This is a genomic window from Borreliella afzelii, assembly GCF_014202295.1.
Lineage (GTDB): Bacteria > Spirochaetota > Spirochaetia > Borreliales > Borreliaceae > Borreliella > Borreliella afzelii.
The window spans coordinates 178,035-194,593 of the sequence record NZ_JACHGM010000002.1 but is presented as its reverse complement, the minus strand read 5'-3'; the positions used below and the strand labels follow the sequence as shown (position 1 = coordinate 194,593).

15 protein-coding genes and 1 tRNA gene are annotated in these 16,559 nt (G+C 29.2%); 11 read left to right on the top strand and 5 right to left on the bottom strand.

Annotated features, from left to right (window positions below):
* The first annotated feature begins 7 nt into the window (after positions 1 to 7).
* On the top strand, positions 8 to 1,576 hold the full coding sequence (gene lnt, locus HNP63_RS03100; RefSeq protein ID WP_004790541.1) for an apolipoprotein N-acyltransferase: 1,569 nt from the start codon (positions 8 to 10) through the stop codon (positions 1,574 to 1,576).
* On the opposite strand, the gene HNP63_RS03095 is transcribed toward lnt, so the two are convergent.
* Together HNP63_RS03095 and HNP63_RS03090 are read right to left on the bottom strand one after the other, a co-directional pair.
* Positions 1,513 to 2,286, bottom strand: a complete 774-nt coding sequence (locus HNP63_RS03095; protein WP_011600910.1) for a hypothetical protein — start codon at positions 2,284 to 2,286, stop codon at positions 1,513 to 1,515. The genes lnt and HNP63_RS03095 overlap by 64 nt on opposite strands.
* 64 nt (positions 2,287 to 2,350) lie before the next feature.
* Positions 2,351 to 2,953 carry a deoxynucleoside kinase gene (locus HNP63_RS03090; protein WP_011600911.1) on the bottom strand — a complete coding sequence of 201 codons (603 nt, stop codon included), beginning with the start codon at positions 2,951 to 2,953 and terminating at the stop codon, positions 2,351 to 2,353.
* 408 nt (positions 2,954 to 3,361) lie between these two features.
* Between HNP63_RS03090 and HNP63_RS03085 the strand changes: the two genes are divergently transcribed.
* The 4 genes from HNP63_RS03085 (at position 3,362) to HNP63_RS03070 (ending at position 7,665) form a co-directional block, all read left to right on the top strand.
* Positions 3,362 to 4,126, top strand: a complete 765-nt coding sequence (locus tag HNP63_RS03085; RefSeq protein WP_004790486.1) for an MIP/aquaporin family protein — start codon at positions 3,362 to 3,364, stop codon at positions 4,124 to 4,126.
* 37 nt (positions 4,127 to 4,163) lie between these two features.
* Positions 4,164 to 5,669 (top strand): glycerol kinase GlpK, encoded by a 1,506-nt coding sequence (glpK, locus tag HNP63_RS03080; RefSeq protein WP_004790383.1) that lies wholly within the window; start codon positions 4,164 to 4,166, stop codon positions 5,667 to 5,669.
* Positions 5,670 to 5,723: 54 nt separating this feature from the next.
* Entirely contained in the window at positions 5,724 to 5,963 is a 240-nt protein-coding gene (locus HNP63_RS03075; RefSeq protein WP_011600912.1) for a hypothetical protein, read from the top strand.
* 112 nt (positions 5,964 to 6,075) lie between these two features.
* On the top strand, positions 6,076 to 7,665 hold the full coding sequence (locus HNP63_RS03070; protein ID WP_110482915.1) for a glycerol-3-phosphate dehydrogenase/oxidase: 1,590 nt from the start codon (positions 6,076 to 6,078) through the stop codon (positions 7,663 to 7,665).
* 86 nt (positions 7,666 to 7,751) lie between these two features.
* Here HNP63_RS03070 and HNP63_RS03065 read toward each other — a convergent pair whose 3' ends face one another.
* The 3 genes from HNP63_RS03065 to HNP63_RS03055 are packed head-to-tail and all read right to left on the bottom strand — an operon-like array spanning position 7,752 to position 9,813.
* On the bottom strand, positions 7,752 to 8,246 hold the full coding sequence (locus HNP63_RS03065) for a DUF327 family protein (protein ID WP_004790401.1): 495 nt from the start codon (positions 8,244 to 8,246) through the stop codon (positions 7,752 to 7,754).
* Positions 8,233 to 8,787: a bactofilin family protein gene (locus HNP63_RS03060; protein WP_015055424.1), complete on the bottom strand. Its 555-nt coding sequence runs from the start codon at positions 8,785 to 8,787 to the stop codon at positions 8,233 to 8,235. The genes HNP63_RS03065 and HNP63_RS03060 overlap by 14 nt, the downstream gene beginning before the upstream one ends.
* A complete protein-coding gene (locus HNP63_RS03055) occupies positions 8,788 to 9,813 on the bottom strand; it encodes a M23 family metallopeptidase (RefSeq protein ID WP_011600914.1) in 1,026 nt (341 codons plus the stop codon).
* Positions 9,814 to 10,010: 197 nt separating this feature from the next.
* Between HNP63_RS03055 and rdgB the strand changes: the two genes are divergently transcribed.
* The 6 genes from rdgB (at position 10,011) to leuS (ending at position 16,555) form a co-directional block, all read left to right on the top strand.
* The gene (gene rdgB, locus HNP63_RS03050; RefSeq protein ID WP_015055426.1) at positions 10,011 to 10,616 is read left to right on the top strand and encodes an RdgB/HAM1 family non-canonical purine NTP pyrophosphatase; all 606 of its coding nucleotides are present in this window, start codon (positions 10,011 to 10,013) and stop codon (positions 10,614 to 10,616) included.
* 119 nt (positions 10,617 to 10,735) lie between these two features.
* Entirely contained in the window at positions 10,736 to 12,508 is a 1,773-nt protein-coding gene (pepF, locus tag HNP63_RS03045) for an oligoendopeptidase F (protein ID WP_011600916.1), read from the top strand.
* Between the two features lie 13 nt (positions 12,509 to 12,521).
* Positions 12,522 to 13,226: a phosphatidylcholine synthase gene (pcsA, locus tag HNP63_RS03040; RefSeq protein WP_073999174.1), complete on the top strand. Its 705-nt coding sequence runs from the start codon at positions 12,522 to 12,524 to the stop codon at positions 13,224 to 13,226.
* A complete protein-coding gene (locus tag HNP63_RS03035; protein ID WP_110482916.1) occupies positions 13,223 to 13,837 on the top strand; it encodes a DedA family protein in 615 nt (204 codons plus the stop codon). The genes pcsA and HNP63_RS03035 overlap by 4 nt, the downstream gene beginning before the upstream one ends.
* Positions 13,838 to 13,857: 20 nt before the next feature.
* A tRNA-Leu gene (locus tag HNP63_RS03030) sits at positions 13,858 to 13,942 on the top strand.
* A 90-nt stretch (positions 13,943 to 14,032) separates the two neighbouring features.
* Positions 14,033 to 16,555 (top strand): leucine--tRNA ligase, encoded by a 2,523-nt coding sequence (leuS, locus tag HNP63_RS03025; RefSeq protein WP_044052168.1) that lies wholly within the window; start codon positions 14,033 to 14,035, stop codon positions 16,553 to 16,555.
* Positions 16,556 to 16,559: the final 4 nt, after the last annotated feature.

The window sequence follows — 16,559 nt, the reverse complement described above, 5'->3', positions numbered from 1 at the left end:
AGGAAAAATGAAAACTAGATACTTTTGCCTAGCTACATTTTCAGGAATTCTTACAACACTTGCAATTCCAAATGAAATCAAAGAAACTGGATATTCAATCCTGGGATTTGTTGCTTATGTACCACTTTTTATAGCTTTAAACAAACTAGAAGATAAAAAAACATTAATAGGATTAACAGTATTCTACTTCATAATAGCCAACAGCTTGCAAAATTTTTGGCTTGGATTTTTTCATGCATTTGGATGGATTACATTTATAGGAGTGGTAATCGGATACATTCCATATTCATTAGCTTTGGGTTATTTTCTCTATTACTCTTTAAAAACCTTTAAAAATAAAACAATGACAATAACAATGCTTTTTACATTTTATGATTACTCAAGATCAATTGGATTTTTAGCATATCCTTGGGGGCTTGCAGCTTTCACAGTAAATAACTTCAATAATTTAATTCAAGTGGCAGACATTTTCGGTGTATTTTTTGTATCATTTGTAGTCTACTTTGTAAACTCAGGAATAGCGGGCTTTTTAATCCATAAAAACAAAACAAATTTGCTAAACACAATGTTTCCAATACTGTTAATAATAACATCTTTTACTTACGGAATGCTTAAAAAAATAGAACTAAAAAGCTTATTGGCAAAAGAAATAGATAGCCTAAATATTGCAGCTATTCAGCTTAACACTGACCCATGGCTGCCTGGAAATGACAAAAAAGGAATAAGGGATTCTATTGCAATTACAGAACAAGCCTTAAAAGAAAACCCAAAAATAGAATTTGTAATCTGGAGCGAAGGAGTACTAACCTACCCTTTTAGCCAAGAAGACCAATACTTTAAAAACGATGCCTTACATAATGAGCTAAAAAATTTTATAAAAGAACGAAAAATTCCATTTGCCATTGGAGCTCCTTCAAATGTCAACGAAACCATAGGAATTCAACAAAATTCTATTTATATGATAGAGCCAAACCTTAACATTGCAAACATATACTCTAAAATATTCTTGGTCCCTTTTGCAGAAAAAATTCCATTTTACGAATATAAATTTGTAAGAAACTTTTTTTTAAAAAATTTTAGACTCTTAGGACAGATTGAGGGGAATAAAATTGAAATATTAAAATTGAAAAAATTTAAATTTGCTCCCTTAATATGCTATGACGATGCATTTCCAGAACTTTCAAGATTTTATAAAATCCAAGGCGCTAATACATTGCTAAATTTTTCAAACGACTCTTGGTCAAAAACAAATTCAGCAGAATGGCAACACTTTGTTGTGGCTAAATTTAGAAGCATTGAAAATGGAATCAAAACCATTAGAGCTACAAACTCAGGAATTACTGCAATCATCAACGAATATGGAGAAAGCATTAAAAAATTAGAAACCTTTACAAAAGGTTACTTATTATCAACTGTAAAACTGTCCCCAACATTTACAACCATTTATGAAAAAATTGGAGACTCTTTTATACATATATTAATGATAATGTTTTTAATTACAACACTAAGATTTTACTTTATAGAAGACAAAAACCAATTGTCATTATCATCCTCTTTGGTAAAAATCAAAGTCTGATGTTCTTTCCAAAATGAGAAATTTTTAGTAACATCGTTTTTCTTGGCATTTACATTAACAGCAAAAGAAGTATCGTTAGATTTTGAAATTTTCAAAGACTTTAAATCGTAATAATCATCAACTGACAAATACTCTAGCTCATCCGAATCAACCTTAGATGAAGCTCTTGATAAAGCTGATATAAAATCATTTTTTGATTCAAATTGACCCATAACATTAACCTTATTTGCAATAACAGAGTCAAATAAATCAAAGTTCTGAGAAATTAAAGCTCTTGCAAACTTTCCAAATTGAAATTTAATAATTTTATCTTGATTTTTACTTCTCTCTCTTTGAGCAATATATTCTATTTTAGGAGCATTTGTAAAATCATTGATTTCTATTTTTTCGTGCACTATTCCAGGTATCTCCTCAAGCTTAACATCCTCAAGCATAACAACCTTGGAATTGCCATCCTTAATCCTAGCATCCAGCTCCTTAACTGCAAGCTTGATATCAACTCCCTTTTTCAAATCTGGATAAATCTTTAAAGCTTTTGCTTGGAAAAGCTTCCCCTTTTTAATTTTACCAACATTTATATACCTTTGACCAACCTCATAATAAAAAATAGCAAGCTCTTTTTGCTTATCAACATAAGAAGAATTGCCTTGGGCAAACAAATTCAAAAAAACAAAAGAACATAAAAAATACAGAAGAAATAATCTCTTCATAAGAACCTCCATTAACGCTCAGCTTTTAAAATAAAACAAAAGAATGTCAATCTACTATAAGTAATTATAATACAAGTTTATCTCTAATTAAAGAAATCACTTTATTCTTATCTTCTTCGTCAAAAATATTTATATTATCGTAAGAAAATTTTATCTTTGAAGACAAGCTATATTCATTATACCACTTCAAATATTTCTTATTAAGGCCCTCAAGATAATCTCTAGGGATATTCATTTCAAAACTTCTATTTCTATTTTTAATTCTGCGCTCAACCTCATCAATACTGCAATCAAGATAAATAAGCAAACTTGGTCGCTGAGAATGTTCAAGCATATTATCAAGAAGATCAATATATATTTTATACTCCTCATCAGAGATATGCCCATCGCAATTTAAAAGAGAAGCAAACACACAATCACCATAAATAGATCTGTCAAGTATGCCTCCTTTTGTTCTAAATACGCCTTTTATTAGCTTAAACCTCTCATTAAGAAAATTAATTTGAACTGGGAATGCCCATCTGGATTTATCCTTATAAAATTTATCTAATACAGCCAAAGTAAAATCATTATTCAGCTCACTGTAAAAAGGAACTTTCAACTCTTTTGATAAAATATTTCCAAGAGTAGTTTTTCCTACCCCAATTAAACCTTCTATTACAATCACCAAGTCTACCTCCAAAAATAACTTAAATAATCCATATATAAACAAAAAAAAAGAATTTCTAAAACATAAAACTTAATAAATCAAAAAGTCCAATGTAAAAATTTTAATATAAAATAAAAAATCCTTAAACAAATTTTGGGAAAGAAATCAATAATTTAAAAATTAAAAATTTTAAATTATTGACATTAATCTTAATTAAAAATAATATATTAAATATAAATATTATAAAGCTATAATTAAAAATATTAATTATTCTTGAAAGAAAGAGGCTATAATATAAAAAATCTAACCATTTTGCTAAAAGCACAATAAAATTTAATTAAAAAATTTAATATATCAAAATTCAAAAATTCAAAATTAAAACTTTTTAAGAAAAATAAAATTGTTATAAAAATAAGGAGACAAAATATGAATTATACAAAATTCCAAGAATTTATATCGGAATTTTTGGGAACATTTATTCTATTAGCTCTAGGAACTGGATCTGTTGCAATGACAGTATTATTTCCCTCAAGTCCTGAAGTGGCAGGGGAAATAATAAAAGGGGGATATACAAATATAGTATTTGGATGGGGACTGGGTGTAACGTTTGGTATTTATACATCAGCAAGAATTAGCGGAGCACACCTAAACCCGGCTGTTAGCATAGGACTAGCAAGTGTTGGAAAATTTCCCGTTTCAAAACTTTTACATTACATTGTAGCGCAAATATTAGGAGCATTCACAGGTGCATTAATGACACTTGTCGTATTTTATCCTAAATGGGTAGAAATGGATCCTGGCCTAGAAAATACTCAAGGCATAATGGCAACTTTCCCTGCTATTCCTGGATTTTTACCTGGATTTATTGATCAAGTTTTTGGAACTTTTTTGCTAATGTTTTTAATTTCTGTTGTTGGGGATTTTGTAAAAAAACACAACGACAATCCATTTCTTCCATTTATTATAGGAGCAGTGGTTTTGGCAATAGGAATAAGTTTTGGAGGAATGAACGGTTATGCTATTAATCCTGCAAGGGATCTGGGACCAAGAATTTTACTCTTATTTGCTGGATTTAAAAATCATGGCTTTAACAACCTAAGTGTATTTATTGTGCCAATAATTGGGCCAATAATTGGAGCAATTTTAGGCGCTACAATTTACGAATTTACACTAAAAAATAACAAAGATTAAAAGATATTTATCTTTGTTAAAATAAAAAGGAGAAATTATGAAATATATTTTATCTATTGATCAAGGTACTACTAGCTCAAGAGCAATAGTATTTGACAAAAATGCAAACATAAAAGGGATTGCTCAAAAAGAATTTACTCAAATTTATCCACAACCAAGCTGGGTGGAACACGATCCTACCGAAATATGGGGATCACAACTTGGAGTTATAACAGAAGCTCTTGCAAATTCAAGAATTTTACCAAATGAAGTTGATGCTATTGGAATAACTAATCAAAGAGAAACTACAGTTATATGGGAAAAAAATACAGGAAAACCCATTTACAATGCAATAGTATGGCAAGACAGAAGAACTGCAAAAATTTGTGACCAATTAACAAAAGAAGGAAAAGATAAAATTATTTTGGAAAAAACAGGCTTAGTGTTAGATTCTTATTTTAGCGGAACAAAAATACTGTGGATCTTGGATAATGTAGAGGGCGCCAGACAAAAAGCTGAAAATGGTGAATTATGCTTTGGAACAATAGATACATGGCTATTATGGAATCTAACTCAAAAAAAAGTACATGCAACTGATTACTCCAATGCTTCAAGAACATTGTTGTTAAACATTAAAACATTAGAATGGGATGATGAACTTTTAAACATATTAAATATTCCAAAAGCAATTTTGCCCGAACTTAAAGAAAGTTCTACAATATATGGTAAAACAGATAAATCGCTATTTGGAGCAGAAATTCCTATTGCAGGAATTGCAGGAGATCAATTTGCAGCAACATTTGGACAAGCTTGCCTTAAAAAAGGTATGGCTAAAAACACATATGGAACTGGTTGCTTTTTAACAGTAAATATAGGAAAAGAACCAATTATTAACCATGAAAGGCTTTTAACTTCAATTGCATGGGGAAGAAAAAAATCTGTAACTTATGTTCTTGAAGGAAGTGTTTTTATTGGTGGAGCCGTAATCCAATGGCTAAGAGACGGTCTTGAATTTTTCAGAAAAAGTTCAGATGCAGAATCATTAGCAAGCTCTGCTTCAGATAATGGGGGAGTTTATTTTGTGCCAGCATTTGTTGGCCTTGGTGCACCTCATTGGGATTCTTATGCAAGAGGAACAATCATCGGAATAACAAGAGGATCAACAAAAGCTCACATTACAAGAGCTGCTCTTGAGAGCATCGCATTTCAAAGTTTTGATATACTAAATACCATGAAAAAATCCATTCCTAATTTTGAAATTAAAGAATTAAGAGTAGACGGGGGAGCAAGTCAAAATAATCTATTAATGCAATTTCAAGCTGATCTTTTAGAATGTAAAGTTGTAAGACCAAAAATAACAGAAACAACCGCTCTTGGAGCTGCTTATCTTGCAGGGCTTGCATCAGGTTATTGGCAAAGCGCCGAAGAAATTGTAAGTCTTTGGCAAGTAGATAAGATATTCGAACCATCAATGCCAAAAAATCAAAAAGAAAAACTTCTTGAGAATTGGAACAGAGCAATTGAAAGATCAAAATCCTGGATACAGAATTCTCATAGTCTATAAAAGTTCAAAACGGAACTTTAAAGATTATAACAAAAATATACAGGGAACAAAATTATGCACAATTTATTTGATTTTTTAAAATTAAAACAGCATATAATAAAAATGCATGGCAAGCAAATAAATCAATTATACAAAAAGCTCTTAATTAAATTTTTTCATCGATATCCATTAATATTACAAATGGATTCAAGAAATAAACTATCTACACCTTACAAAAAAGGATATAATTCATTCGAGAAATACATAAAAATGTTTAATAACATAGTAAACGAAAGAAAAATCACAAAAAATTGAAAAATTTGCTAATGAAATTGGTTTATTGCATTATCCAATAAAATTAAAACAAATGAACTTTGCGAATTTCTCAAATCTAGCATTTAATTAAAAAGAAAAGAAATTAACCAAAATGGAGGAATATTTGAATTTCATGAATAATAACAAAGAAGCAAAATTAAAAGATCTTGAAAATCAAGAATTTGATCTTATAATAATTGGAGGAGGCGCAACAGGTCTTGGTATTGCAGTAGACGCAATCACAAGGGGATATAAAGCAATACTTATAGAAAAATTTGATTACGCAAAAGGAACTTCCTCTAGATCAAGCAAATTAATTCACGGTGGAGTAAGATATTTAGCTCAATGGAATATTTCTTTGGTTAAAGAAGCCTTACACGAAAAAGCCGTTCTTGAAAAAAATGCACCCCATTTAATTAATGAATGCGCATTTATTACTCCTATTTATAACATATTAGAAATACCTTATTATTATTTTGGGCTAACTTATTACCACAATCTTATGGGTAAAGAAAAAGCTACCAAATACAAAACTAAATTACTATCCAAAACATCTACCATTGAAAAAGCTCCTAATATTAAAGCAGAGGGTCTTAAATGCTCTGTTCTATATTACGATGATTCATTCGATGATGCTAGGATGGCAATAACATTATTGAGAACTTTTACTGAAAAAGGGGGTATTGCCCTCAACTACACGGAGCTTAAAAAATTCAACAAGGAAAACGGAAAACTTTCAGGGGTTGTCATACAAAATAAATTGTCAAAAGAGCAAATTTCATTAAAAAGCAAATGTATAATAAACGCAACAGGAATATTTTCAGATGAAATAAGAAAATTAGACGATGAAAAAGCTTTAAACATTATCAAACCTTCCCAAGGTAGTCATTTAATAATCAAAAAAGACAAATTCCCTAAAAATCATGCAATATTAATACCTAAAACTAGCGATAATAGAATTTTATTTGCTATTCCTTGGTATGATAGTGTTGTTTGTGGAAGCACCGACATTCCAATAAAAGAGATAGAAGTAGAACCCAAAAGATTTGATGAAGAGGTTGACTTTATAATTAATAATTTAAATAACTATTTAAATATTAAAATAGAAAAATCAGATATAAAAAGCGTATATACTGGAATAAGACCATTAATAATGGATCCAAAAGCTGAAGGCAACACTTCAAAAATTTCAAGAAATGAAAAAATATTTATATCAGATTCAAATCTTATTACAATAGCAGGGGGGAAATATACTACATATAGAAAAATGGCAGAAAAAACCTTGCTCAAGGCCATAGAAAAAAATTTAATACCAAATTATCCAGCAACTACAGAAGATTTAAAGTTACACGGCTATCTTAAAAAAGAAGAGGCAATAAAAATTCCTGAACCTTTTAGAGCTTATGGTAGTGACTTTGAAATTCTAAAAAATATGGAAGGGTTTGACAAAAAGATACACGAAAACTTAGATTTAAATGAAGCTCAAATAGCTTTTTCAATTGAATTTGAGCAAGCCAAAACTATTGATGATGTTTTAGCAAGAAGAACAAGATCGTTACCTTTAAATCCCCAAGCTGCAATTGAAGCTGCTCCAAGAGTTGCTGAAATAATGATGAAAAAATTAAATAAATCTGAAGAGTGGAAAAATGAAGAAATAAAAAACTTTTTAGAATTAAGTAAAAAATACTTAATTAATAATTAATTTAATATTTACTATTCAACAAAGGGATTGTTAAACAATCCCTTTTAATTTAAAATTTAAAATATTTTAAAAGCCCCAAACCTAATTTACATTAGTAAATTCACAAGTAAACCTTGAATTTCTTCAATGCTATCTAAAAGTTTAATCTGGCTCATTTGATTTTGCAAAACAGAATAGGCAAGTTTGTCTAGCTTATCGTTAATAATCTTAATAATTCTATATTTGGGACGCTTGGGATCTCCCAAACTCCCCCCTTTTTGCTCTTTCAAACAAACAGAAGATGATATTATAATAGATATAAACTCTGAAATAACTTTTTTGTAAAAAATAACATTTTGCCTTGAAGGCTCGCTCAAAAGTCTCTCGCCAATCTCGTTAATTCCATCTAACATATTTTTAATCAAATCAAGATTAAATTCGCCATTTTCAAGCAAAATAAAACGCTTATCTTCTTTAACACTTTCAGTCTGAAACACTGAAGAAAAAACATTACTCTTATCAAAAAATACTTTTTTACCACCTTTTTTATAATCTTTTGAATTAAGATTTAATGCCCCAGCAATCAAATTATTTACTTTCATCTATTTTACTCATAACACTTGAAAAATATTTATCATCTTCACCTTCTAAAGGTTGAAAAGATTTTTTTTCTTCTTGATATTCCTTATTAACTTCAATTAAAAGATCTTCATTAACCTTATAAGAACCGGTATAGAAAAATGTATTTCTCTCAGGAGCTCTAAGATACTCAGCACCAATATCCATATACCCATCAATAATAGCGCCCTCTTCAACCTCAATCGACTTGCAAGAAATATTTCCAATAACACACCCTGATGCAAATATTTTAATCTTGCTTTTAGCATAAATATTGCCTACAACCATTCCAGAAATAACAAGCTCATTAGCATCAATACTAGATTTAATCCTCCCGCTCTCTCCAATAATTACTCTTTTTGTAGAACTAATAGTACCAATAAAATCACCATCAAGTCGAATAAAATTATTTGAAACCAAATCCCCTTTAAAAAAATCACCAACACCCACTATTGTTTTTATTTCATCAAAAATAAACAAAGGCGATGCTTTTTTTTCTTTTTTCACAGTCAAAAAATTTAACATCTATTTTGAAGCTCCTGTTGCCAAATTTAAATACATATCAGGATTAATAACTTGAGAACCTACACGAACCTCATAATGAACATGAGGACCTGTTGCATAACCTGTTTGTCCCATAAATCCAATTACCTGCCCCTTTTTAACATAAGACCCTTTAGAGGTATTAAGGCGCGACATATGCGCATAAAGAGTCGCAAGCCCATACTTATGCTTAATTTGAACAAAATTACCATAGCCTGCTGATTGATAACTTGCCCTAACAACCTCCCCATCAGCAGTTGCAACAATAGGAGTTCCAATTCTAACCCCTCCAAGATCTATGCCTTTGTGAATATACCACTGCCTAGTAAAAGGCTCAATAGCAGGGCCAAAATGCAAAGTAATAATTCCAGATCCACCCGCAAGAGGCCAAAGAGATGGAATATCATTTAAAAGCTTATTTTGAGCGTGCAAAACCTTAACTATGCTTTTAAGAGGAGGAATTGAACTTTCTATTTTACTTTTAATGTTTTTAAGATCACTAAGCTCTTTTATTGAATTAGCTTCTAAAATTTGCAAATCAATAAAATCAGAAAGATCTCCATCTTGTTTATTTTTATTTAAATCAACACTATTAGAATTAATTTTTAAAGAGGTTTTAAGCTCATCTAAAATTTTGGAAAAATTTTTTGCAACAGAATTAATTTCCACAACTGTATTTCTAAAATCTTCAATCTCAGATTCTGCTAAAGAGTAATTTTTCTCTGTAGATTTTACAATTGATGAGAGAGTAACATAGTTAACAGCAAGCAAAACAAACCCTATAAACCCGCCTAAAAAAAAAGTAGAAAAGAAAAATAAAGTCAAAAAAGAAATTTTAATATTTTTTACATTCCCTTTAACATGGGGAATAATCATAAAGCTAATATTTTGCTTAAAAAAAGAATGTATGGCTTTAAGAGCTACAAATAAAGAATTACAAATAATTAAAAAAAACTTGAAAATTCCCTTAAACCCTGAAATAATTTTAAATTTAATTCTTTTTTTCATAACAAACCTTACTAAAAATTACCACGCTCAAACAAAAAAATTAAAAATTTATTTTAACACTTTAGACAAAAATCCAAATTTTTCGATAAAAACCTGGTATAAAAATATTTAATAAACACACACACAATTAAAGAAAATAATACTTAAAATTAATATGATTGTATAATTAAACTCACAAATACTTTATTATTATATAAATGAAAACACTATTTTTTGCAACAACAAATGAAAATAAAATAAATGAAGTAAAAAATATATTAGATATACCTAATTTAAACTTAATAGTCCCTCAAAATTTTAACATAAAAGAAACAGGAAAAACATTTAAAGAAAACTCTTTACTTAAAGCAAAAGCACTGTTTGAAATCTTAAATAAAAATCAAAATGTCTTTGGAGAAGATTCTGGACTATGCATTGAGGCACTAAACTTGGAGCCTGGAATTTACTCTAAAAGATATGACACCTACAAGCTATGTAAAAAATTAAGCACTAATGAAAAAAATCAACTTATCTTAGACTTAATGAAAAATGAAAAAAATAGACATGCATATTTTATATGCAACATAAGTTATATATCAAAAAATAGACAAATATCAAATTTTGAAGGAATTATTAAGGGGAAAATTGCCTTAAGTTTAAATGCTGATAAAAACCATGGATTTGGTTATGATTCAATATTTTTAACTAAAAATAATAAAAAGCTTAGCGATCTAACGCTTGAAGAAAAAAACAAAATATCTCATCGAGGAATAGCATTTTCAAAATTTAAAAAATTTTTATTAGAATCTTTATTCAACAGTTAAACTTAAAGGCTTTTTATGTATAAAGTTTAGACTTTATTGTAAAATAAAAAGCACAATGTTTATAAAATTTCAATGTATTATTTCTTTCCAAAGAATAAAAAAAGGAAGAGGAGATTTTAGTGACAAATAGAAATGAAATCAACGAGAATGATAAATGGGATTTATCCTTTCTATTCGCAAATGTAGAAGAATATACAAAAGCAATCAATGCTATTGAAATTAAAACCAAAGAATTTAAAAAATATGAAAAGTTGGAATTAAATTTTGATTTATTTAAAGAAACTTTAAACAAATATTATGAAATTATGGAAGATTTAGAAAAGGTCTCCTACTATGCAATGCTTCAATTAGAAACAGATGTAACCAACAAGGATTCAAATAAAATATATTCTACATGTGTTAATATAGCTACAAAGGTATCTAATACTACCTCATTCTTAATGCCCAAAATACTAAAAACAGATGCAAAAAAAATTCAAGCTTGGATAAATGCACCCGAGCTTAAGGAAAAAAAAATTGCAATTGAAAAAATACTAAGAGAAAAAAACCATATTTTAAGCGAACAAGAAGAGGAAATACTTGCAAACTACACCCCTCTTTACTCATCTTATCAAAGCATATTCTCAGCATTAACAAATGCTGATATGGAATTCGGAGAAATTAATGGACGCCCTTTAACCAATTCCACTTATACGCTATTTTTACAAAACGAAGATCAAAAAATACGAAAAGAAGCTTTTTTGAAATTTTATCAAAAATACAAAAACAATGAGAATACACTTGCCAATCTTATTATTTCAGACTTTAAAAAAAATCACTTCATTGCAAAGACAAGAAAATTCAAAAATACTTTTTCAATGCAACTCTTCTCAAATAACATTGATAAAAAAGTCTATACAAATTTAATCGAAACTGTCAATGAAAATTTATCTGCGCTTAATGACTATTATGACTTTAGAAAAAAAGTTTTAAACCAAGAATATCTATATCACTACGATGTTTACGTACCATTAACAAAAGGAATAACATTCAAAAATTCATTTGAAGAAGCTTGTGAAAAAATATTAAAATCTTTAGAAATATTGGGAAATGAATATACAGAAATCTTAAGAAACGGTCTTTTAAAAGAAAGATGGGTTGATAAATACGAGAATACTGGAAAAAGATCCGGAGCCTTTAGCGCTGGATCATACAACGGAAAACCTTATATACTCCTTAATTACAAAGAAGAATCAATAAGAGATATGTTTACGCTTGCACACGAAGCAGGACATTCAATGCACTCTTACTTTAGCATAAAAAACAATCCATTTCCGCACTATAATTATTCTATTTTTGAAGCAGAAATAGCATCAATAATTAATGAGCAAATATTAGCAGAATTTTTACTTAAAAACGAAACTGATACTAAAAAAATTAAATATATAAAACTAACACAAATTGACGATATGATTTCAACATTCTTCCGACAAACAATGTTTGCTGAATTTGAGTATATTATTCATGAAATGATTAGCAAAGAAGAACCTATAGTAAAAGAAACACTAACAGAAACTTATATGAATTTGCTAAAAAAATACTTTGGCCCTAGTCTAAAATTTGATGAATTAAGTCCCCTTGAATGCCTTAGGATTCCTCACTTTTATTCACCCTTTTATGTGTACCAGTATGCTACAGGCATTGCAGCCGCTCTATCAATATACAAAGACATTAAAGAAAATAAAAAAGATGCCGTAGCAAATTATATAAAATTTTTAAAAACAGGTGGTTCTAAATATCCATTAGATTCCTTAAATATTACCGGGGTAGATTTAACAAAAAAAGCAACAATAGAAAACACTATAAACATTTTCAAATGTAGACTTGAAGAGATAAAGAAAATATTCCAATAAAAGGAGATTTACTGTGAAAAATATAAATTTGATTTTAGCTTGGCTTGTACATGTTTTTACAGCATCTGGCTTGATTGTGGGACTTTACTCAATAATTTCAATTATAAATGGTGATTATTCTCTTCTTTTAAAGTTAATAGTAATAGGACTCATAATAGACGGAATTGATGGAACTATGGCAAGAAAGCTTAGGGTAAAAGAATTAATACCTGAAATTGATGGCACTCTACTTGACAACATTACAGACTACATAAACTATACATTCATACCCGTTATATTTTTTTATTTAGGAGAATTCATTGAAGAAAGATATAAAGTTGGCATTGCAATTGGAATTCTATTCTCATCAGCATACCAATTCTCAAGAACAGATGCAAAAACAAATGATAACTACTTTAGAGGATTTCCTTCTCTATGGAATATCTTTGTAATATTAAACATAATCTTTAAAATAGAGCAAACAACAAATCTTATTATGATGTCAATATGCATTATTACAAGCTTTATCCCAATAAAATTTATTTACCCATCAAAAACTAAAGAATTAAGGAAAATCACCATACCATTAACGATAATAAGTTGCCTAATATTTGTTATATCAATATTCTCAGAGTTATCTGCAGAAGCATTAAAAATAGCAAAAACCGTTCTCATTCTTTACTTTGCATATTTAACTTTAGCAAGCATATATTTAACCTATAAAACAAGAAATAGATGACAACAATGAATATAACCGCAATAATAGAATACATCGATTCAAACATAGCTTATTCCCCAATAGTATTTTTTTCTTTGCTTATTTTAGCAGGACTTAATGTCCCTATTTCCGAAGATGCAATAGTACTAATGGGTGGAATTTTGGCTAGTCGAAAAAATGAATATACTCTATTAATATTTTTGGGAATTTTTTGGGGAGCCTATCTTGGAGATATAATATCCTTTTACATTGGAAAATTAATGGGGAATAAATTATTTAAAAATAAAAAAGACAGCACATTACTTGATAAAATAAATTACTATTATGGTCAATACGGAGTATTAACTTTATTTATAGGGAGGTTCGTCCCCTTTGGAGTTAGAAACGCAATATTTATATCAGCAGGAATGGGAAACATGAAATCCAATCTATTTATTGTTTCTGACTTTTTTGCAACTTTGCTCTCAATAATAGTTTATTTTACTCTAAGTTTTAAACTAGGACAATCATTTGAAATAATATTTTCAAAAATAAAAATAATTATATTTGCAATATTTATTACCGTAATAGCAACAACAATAATAATCTACGTAATTAAAAAAAATAAAAAAGTTGACAAAAATTTAAAATAAAAAATATAATGGTTAGTAATGCTGTGGTGGTGGAAGTGGTAGACACGCTAGCTTGAGGGGCTAGTGGGCGATAAGCCCATGCTGGTTCAAGTCCAGTTCACAGCATTAAAATTGCTAATGGCTTATTAAATTAATAAAAGTGTGATCTAAAAGGTTGTTAAAGAATAAATTGTAAATTAATTTTCAAGAGGAGAAATGTCTAAATACGAATTCATAAAAATTGAAAAAAAATGGCAAGAATTTTGGGATAATAACAAAACATATAAAGTAATAGAAGATCCAAACATTCCTAAAGAAAAAAGATTATACATACTTGACATGTTCCCCTATCCTTCTGCCAACGGGCTCCATGTTGGCCATCCAGAAGGATATACAGCTACTGATATATTTGCAAGATACAAGATTTTAAATGGATTTCATGTACTTCACCCAATAGGATTTGATAGTTTTGGGCTTCCTGCTGAAAATTATGCAATACAAACAGGGACTCATCCTAAAAAAAGTACTGAAGAAAATATTAATAAATTTAAAAAACAAATAAAAGCTTTGGGCTTTGCCTATGATTGGGATAGGGAAATTAGAACCCATGACGAAAATTACTATAAATGGACACAGTGGATTTTCTTGCAATTATATAAAAAAGGACTAGCTTATGCAAAAGAAATGCCCGTATGGTACTGTCCTGAACTTGGAACAGTATTAGCAAATGAAGAAATTATTCAAACTCCAAACGGACCAAAATCTGAGAGAGGATTTCACAACGTCGAAAAAAAATATTTAAGACAGTGGGTTTTAAAAATTACAAAGTATGCTGAAAGATTGTTAAACGATCTTGAAGAATTAGAATGGCCTGAATCTGTAAAAGAAATGCAACGAAATTGGATTGGCAAATCAACTGGTGTTGAAATCGACTTTGAAATTGAAGGGTACAATGATAAAATTAAAGTTTTTACAACAAGGCCAGACACAATCTTTGGTATCACATATTTAGTAATCGCACCAGAAAATAAACTAGTAGAAAAAATAACAAAAGATAACTTTAAAAGCAATGTCTTGAAATATATAAAGCAAGAAGAACTCAAAAGCGATCTTAAAAGGACCTCTCTTGAAAAAGATAAATCGGGGGTTTTTACAGGCTCTTATGCATTTCACCCAATAACAAATGTAAAAATTCCAATTTGGGTTGGAAGCTATGTACTAGGAACTTATGGAAGTGGAGCTGTAATGGGTGTTCCAGCACATGATGAGAGGGACTTTCAATTTGCTAAAAAGTATAAATTAAAAATTTTACCTGTGATATCAAAATCAGGAAAAAATGAAATACTAGAAAAAGCATTTATTAATGATGGAATTTCAATAAATTCTCCTGATGAATTTAATAATCTTAAAAATTCTGAAGTAAAAGATAAAGTAATCAAATGGCTTACTAAAAACAAAAAGGGGAAAGAAACGGTTACCTACAAACTTAGAGATTGGGTTTTTTCAAGACAAAGATATTGGGGAGAACCTATACCTATTTTATTTGATAAGCTTGGAAATGCAATACCTTTAGAAAAAAACGATCTTCCCTTAAAGCTTCCAGAAACTGCAAACTATAAACCTTCCGGAACAGGAGAATCTCCTTTATCAAGGATTAAAGATTGGGTAAACGTAAAAGATACAGATTTTACAAGGGAAACAAACACAATGCCTCAATGGGCAGGCTCTTGTTGGTATTATTTGAGATACCTTGACCCTAAAAACTCAAAAGAGTTTGCAAATCATAAAAAAATTGAATATTGGATGCCAGTTGACCTATACATAGGTGGAGCTGAACATACAGTATTACACCTACTTTACTCAAGGTTTTGGCACAAAGTTCTTTATGATCTAGGACATGTAAATACCAAAGAACCTTTTAAAAAGCTAATAAATCAAGGCATAATAACGGCATTTTCTTATCAAAAAGAAAATGGGGTTTTAATACCTAACGACCAAGTTATAGAAAAAGACAATAAATTTTTTGACAAAAAGGATAATAAAGAAGTAACCCAAGTAATTGCCAAAATGTCAAAGTCTTTAAAAAACGTAATAAACCCAGACGACATTATTAAGGAATTTGGAGCAGATTCAATAAGGATTTATGAAATGTTTATGGGACCATTAACAGATTCTAAACCTTGGAACACTAAAGGCATTATTGGTGTTTTTCGATTTTTAAACAAAATTTGGAACTTAAGAGAAAAAGAACTATCAAAAGACAATCCCCCAAAGGAAATAATGTCTCAACTACACAAAGTAATAAAAAAAGTCACAGAAGACACAGAAAAACTAAATTTCAACACAGCAATCTCTGCCATGATGATATTTATAAATGAACTTTCAAAGTATGAAAAAAATTATTTGAATATATTTAAACCATTTATCATTATTTTATCCCCGTATGCACCCCATTTAGCAGAAGAACTGTGGGAGTATATTGGAGAAACTCCTAGTTTATTCAAAAATTCAAAATGGCCAAAATTCGATGAAACCCTTATTATTAAAGAGACAAAAGAAATTGTCTTGCAAATAAATGGAAAAATAAAAGACAAAATTTTACTAAACAAAGAGACAGATGAAGAAGAGCTAAAAGAAATAGCAATGGAAAATAGCAAAATAAAATCAAACTTATTCAATAAAAAAATAGTAAAAATAATTGTAATTAAAAACAAGCTTGTAAACATAGTGATAAAGTAAAAAA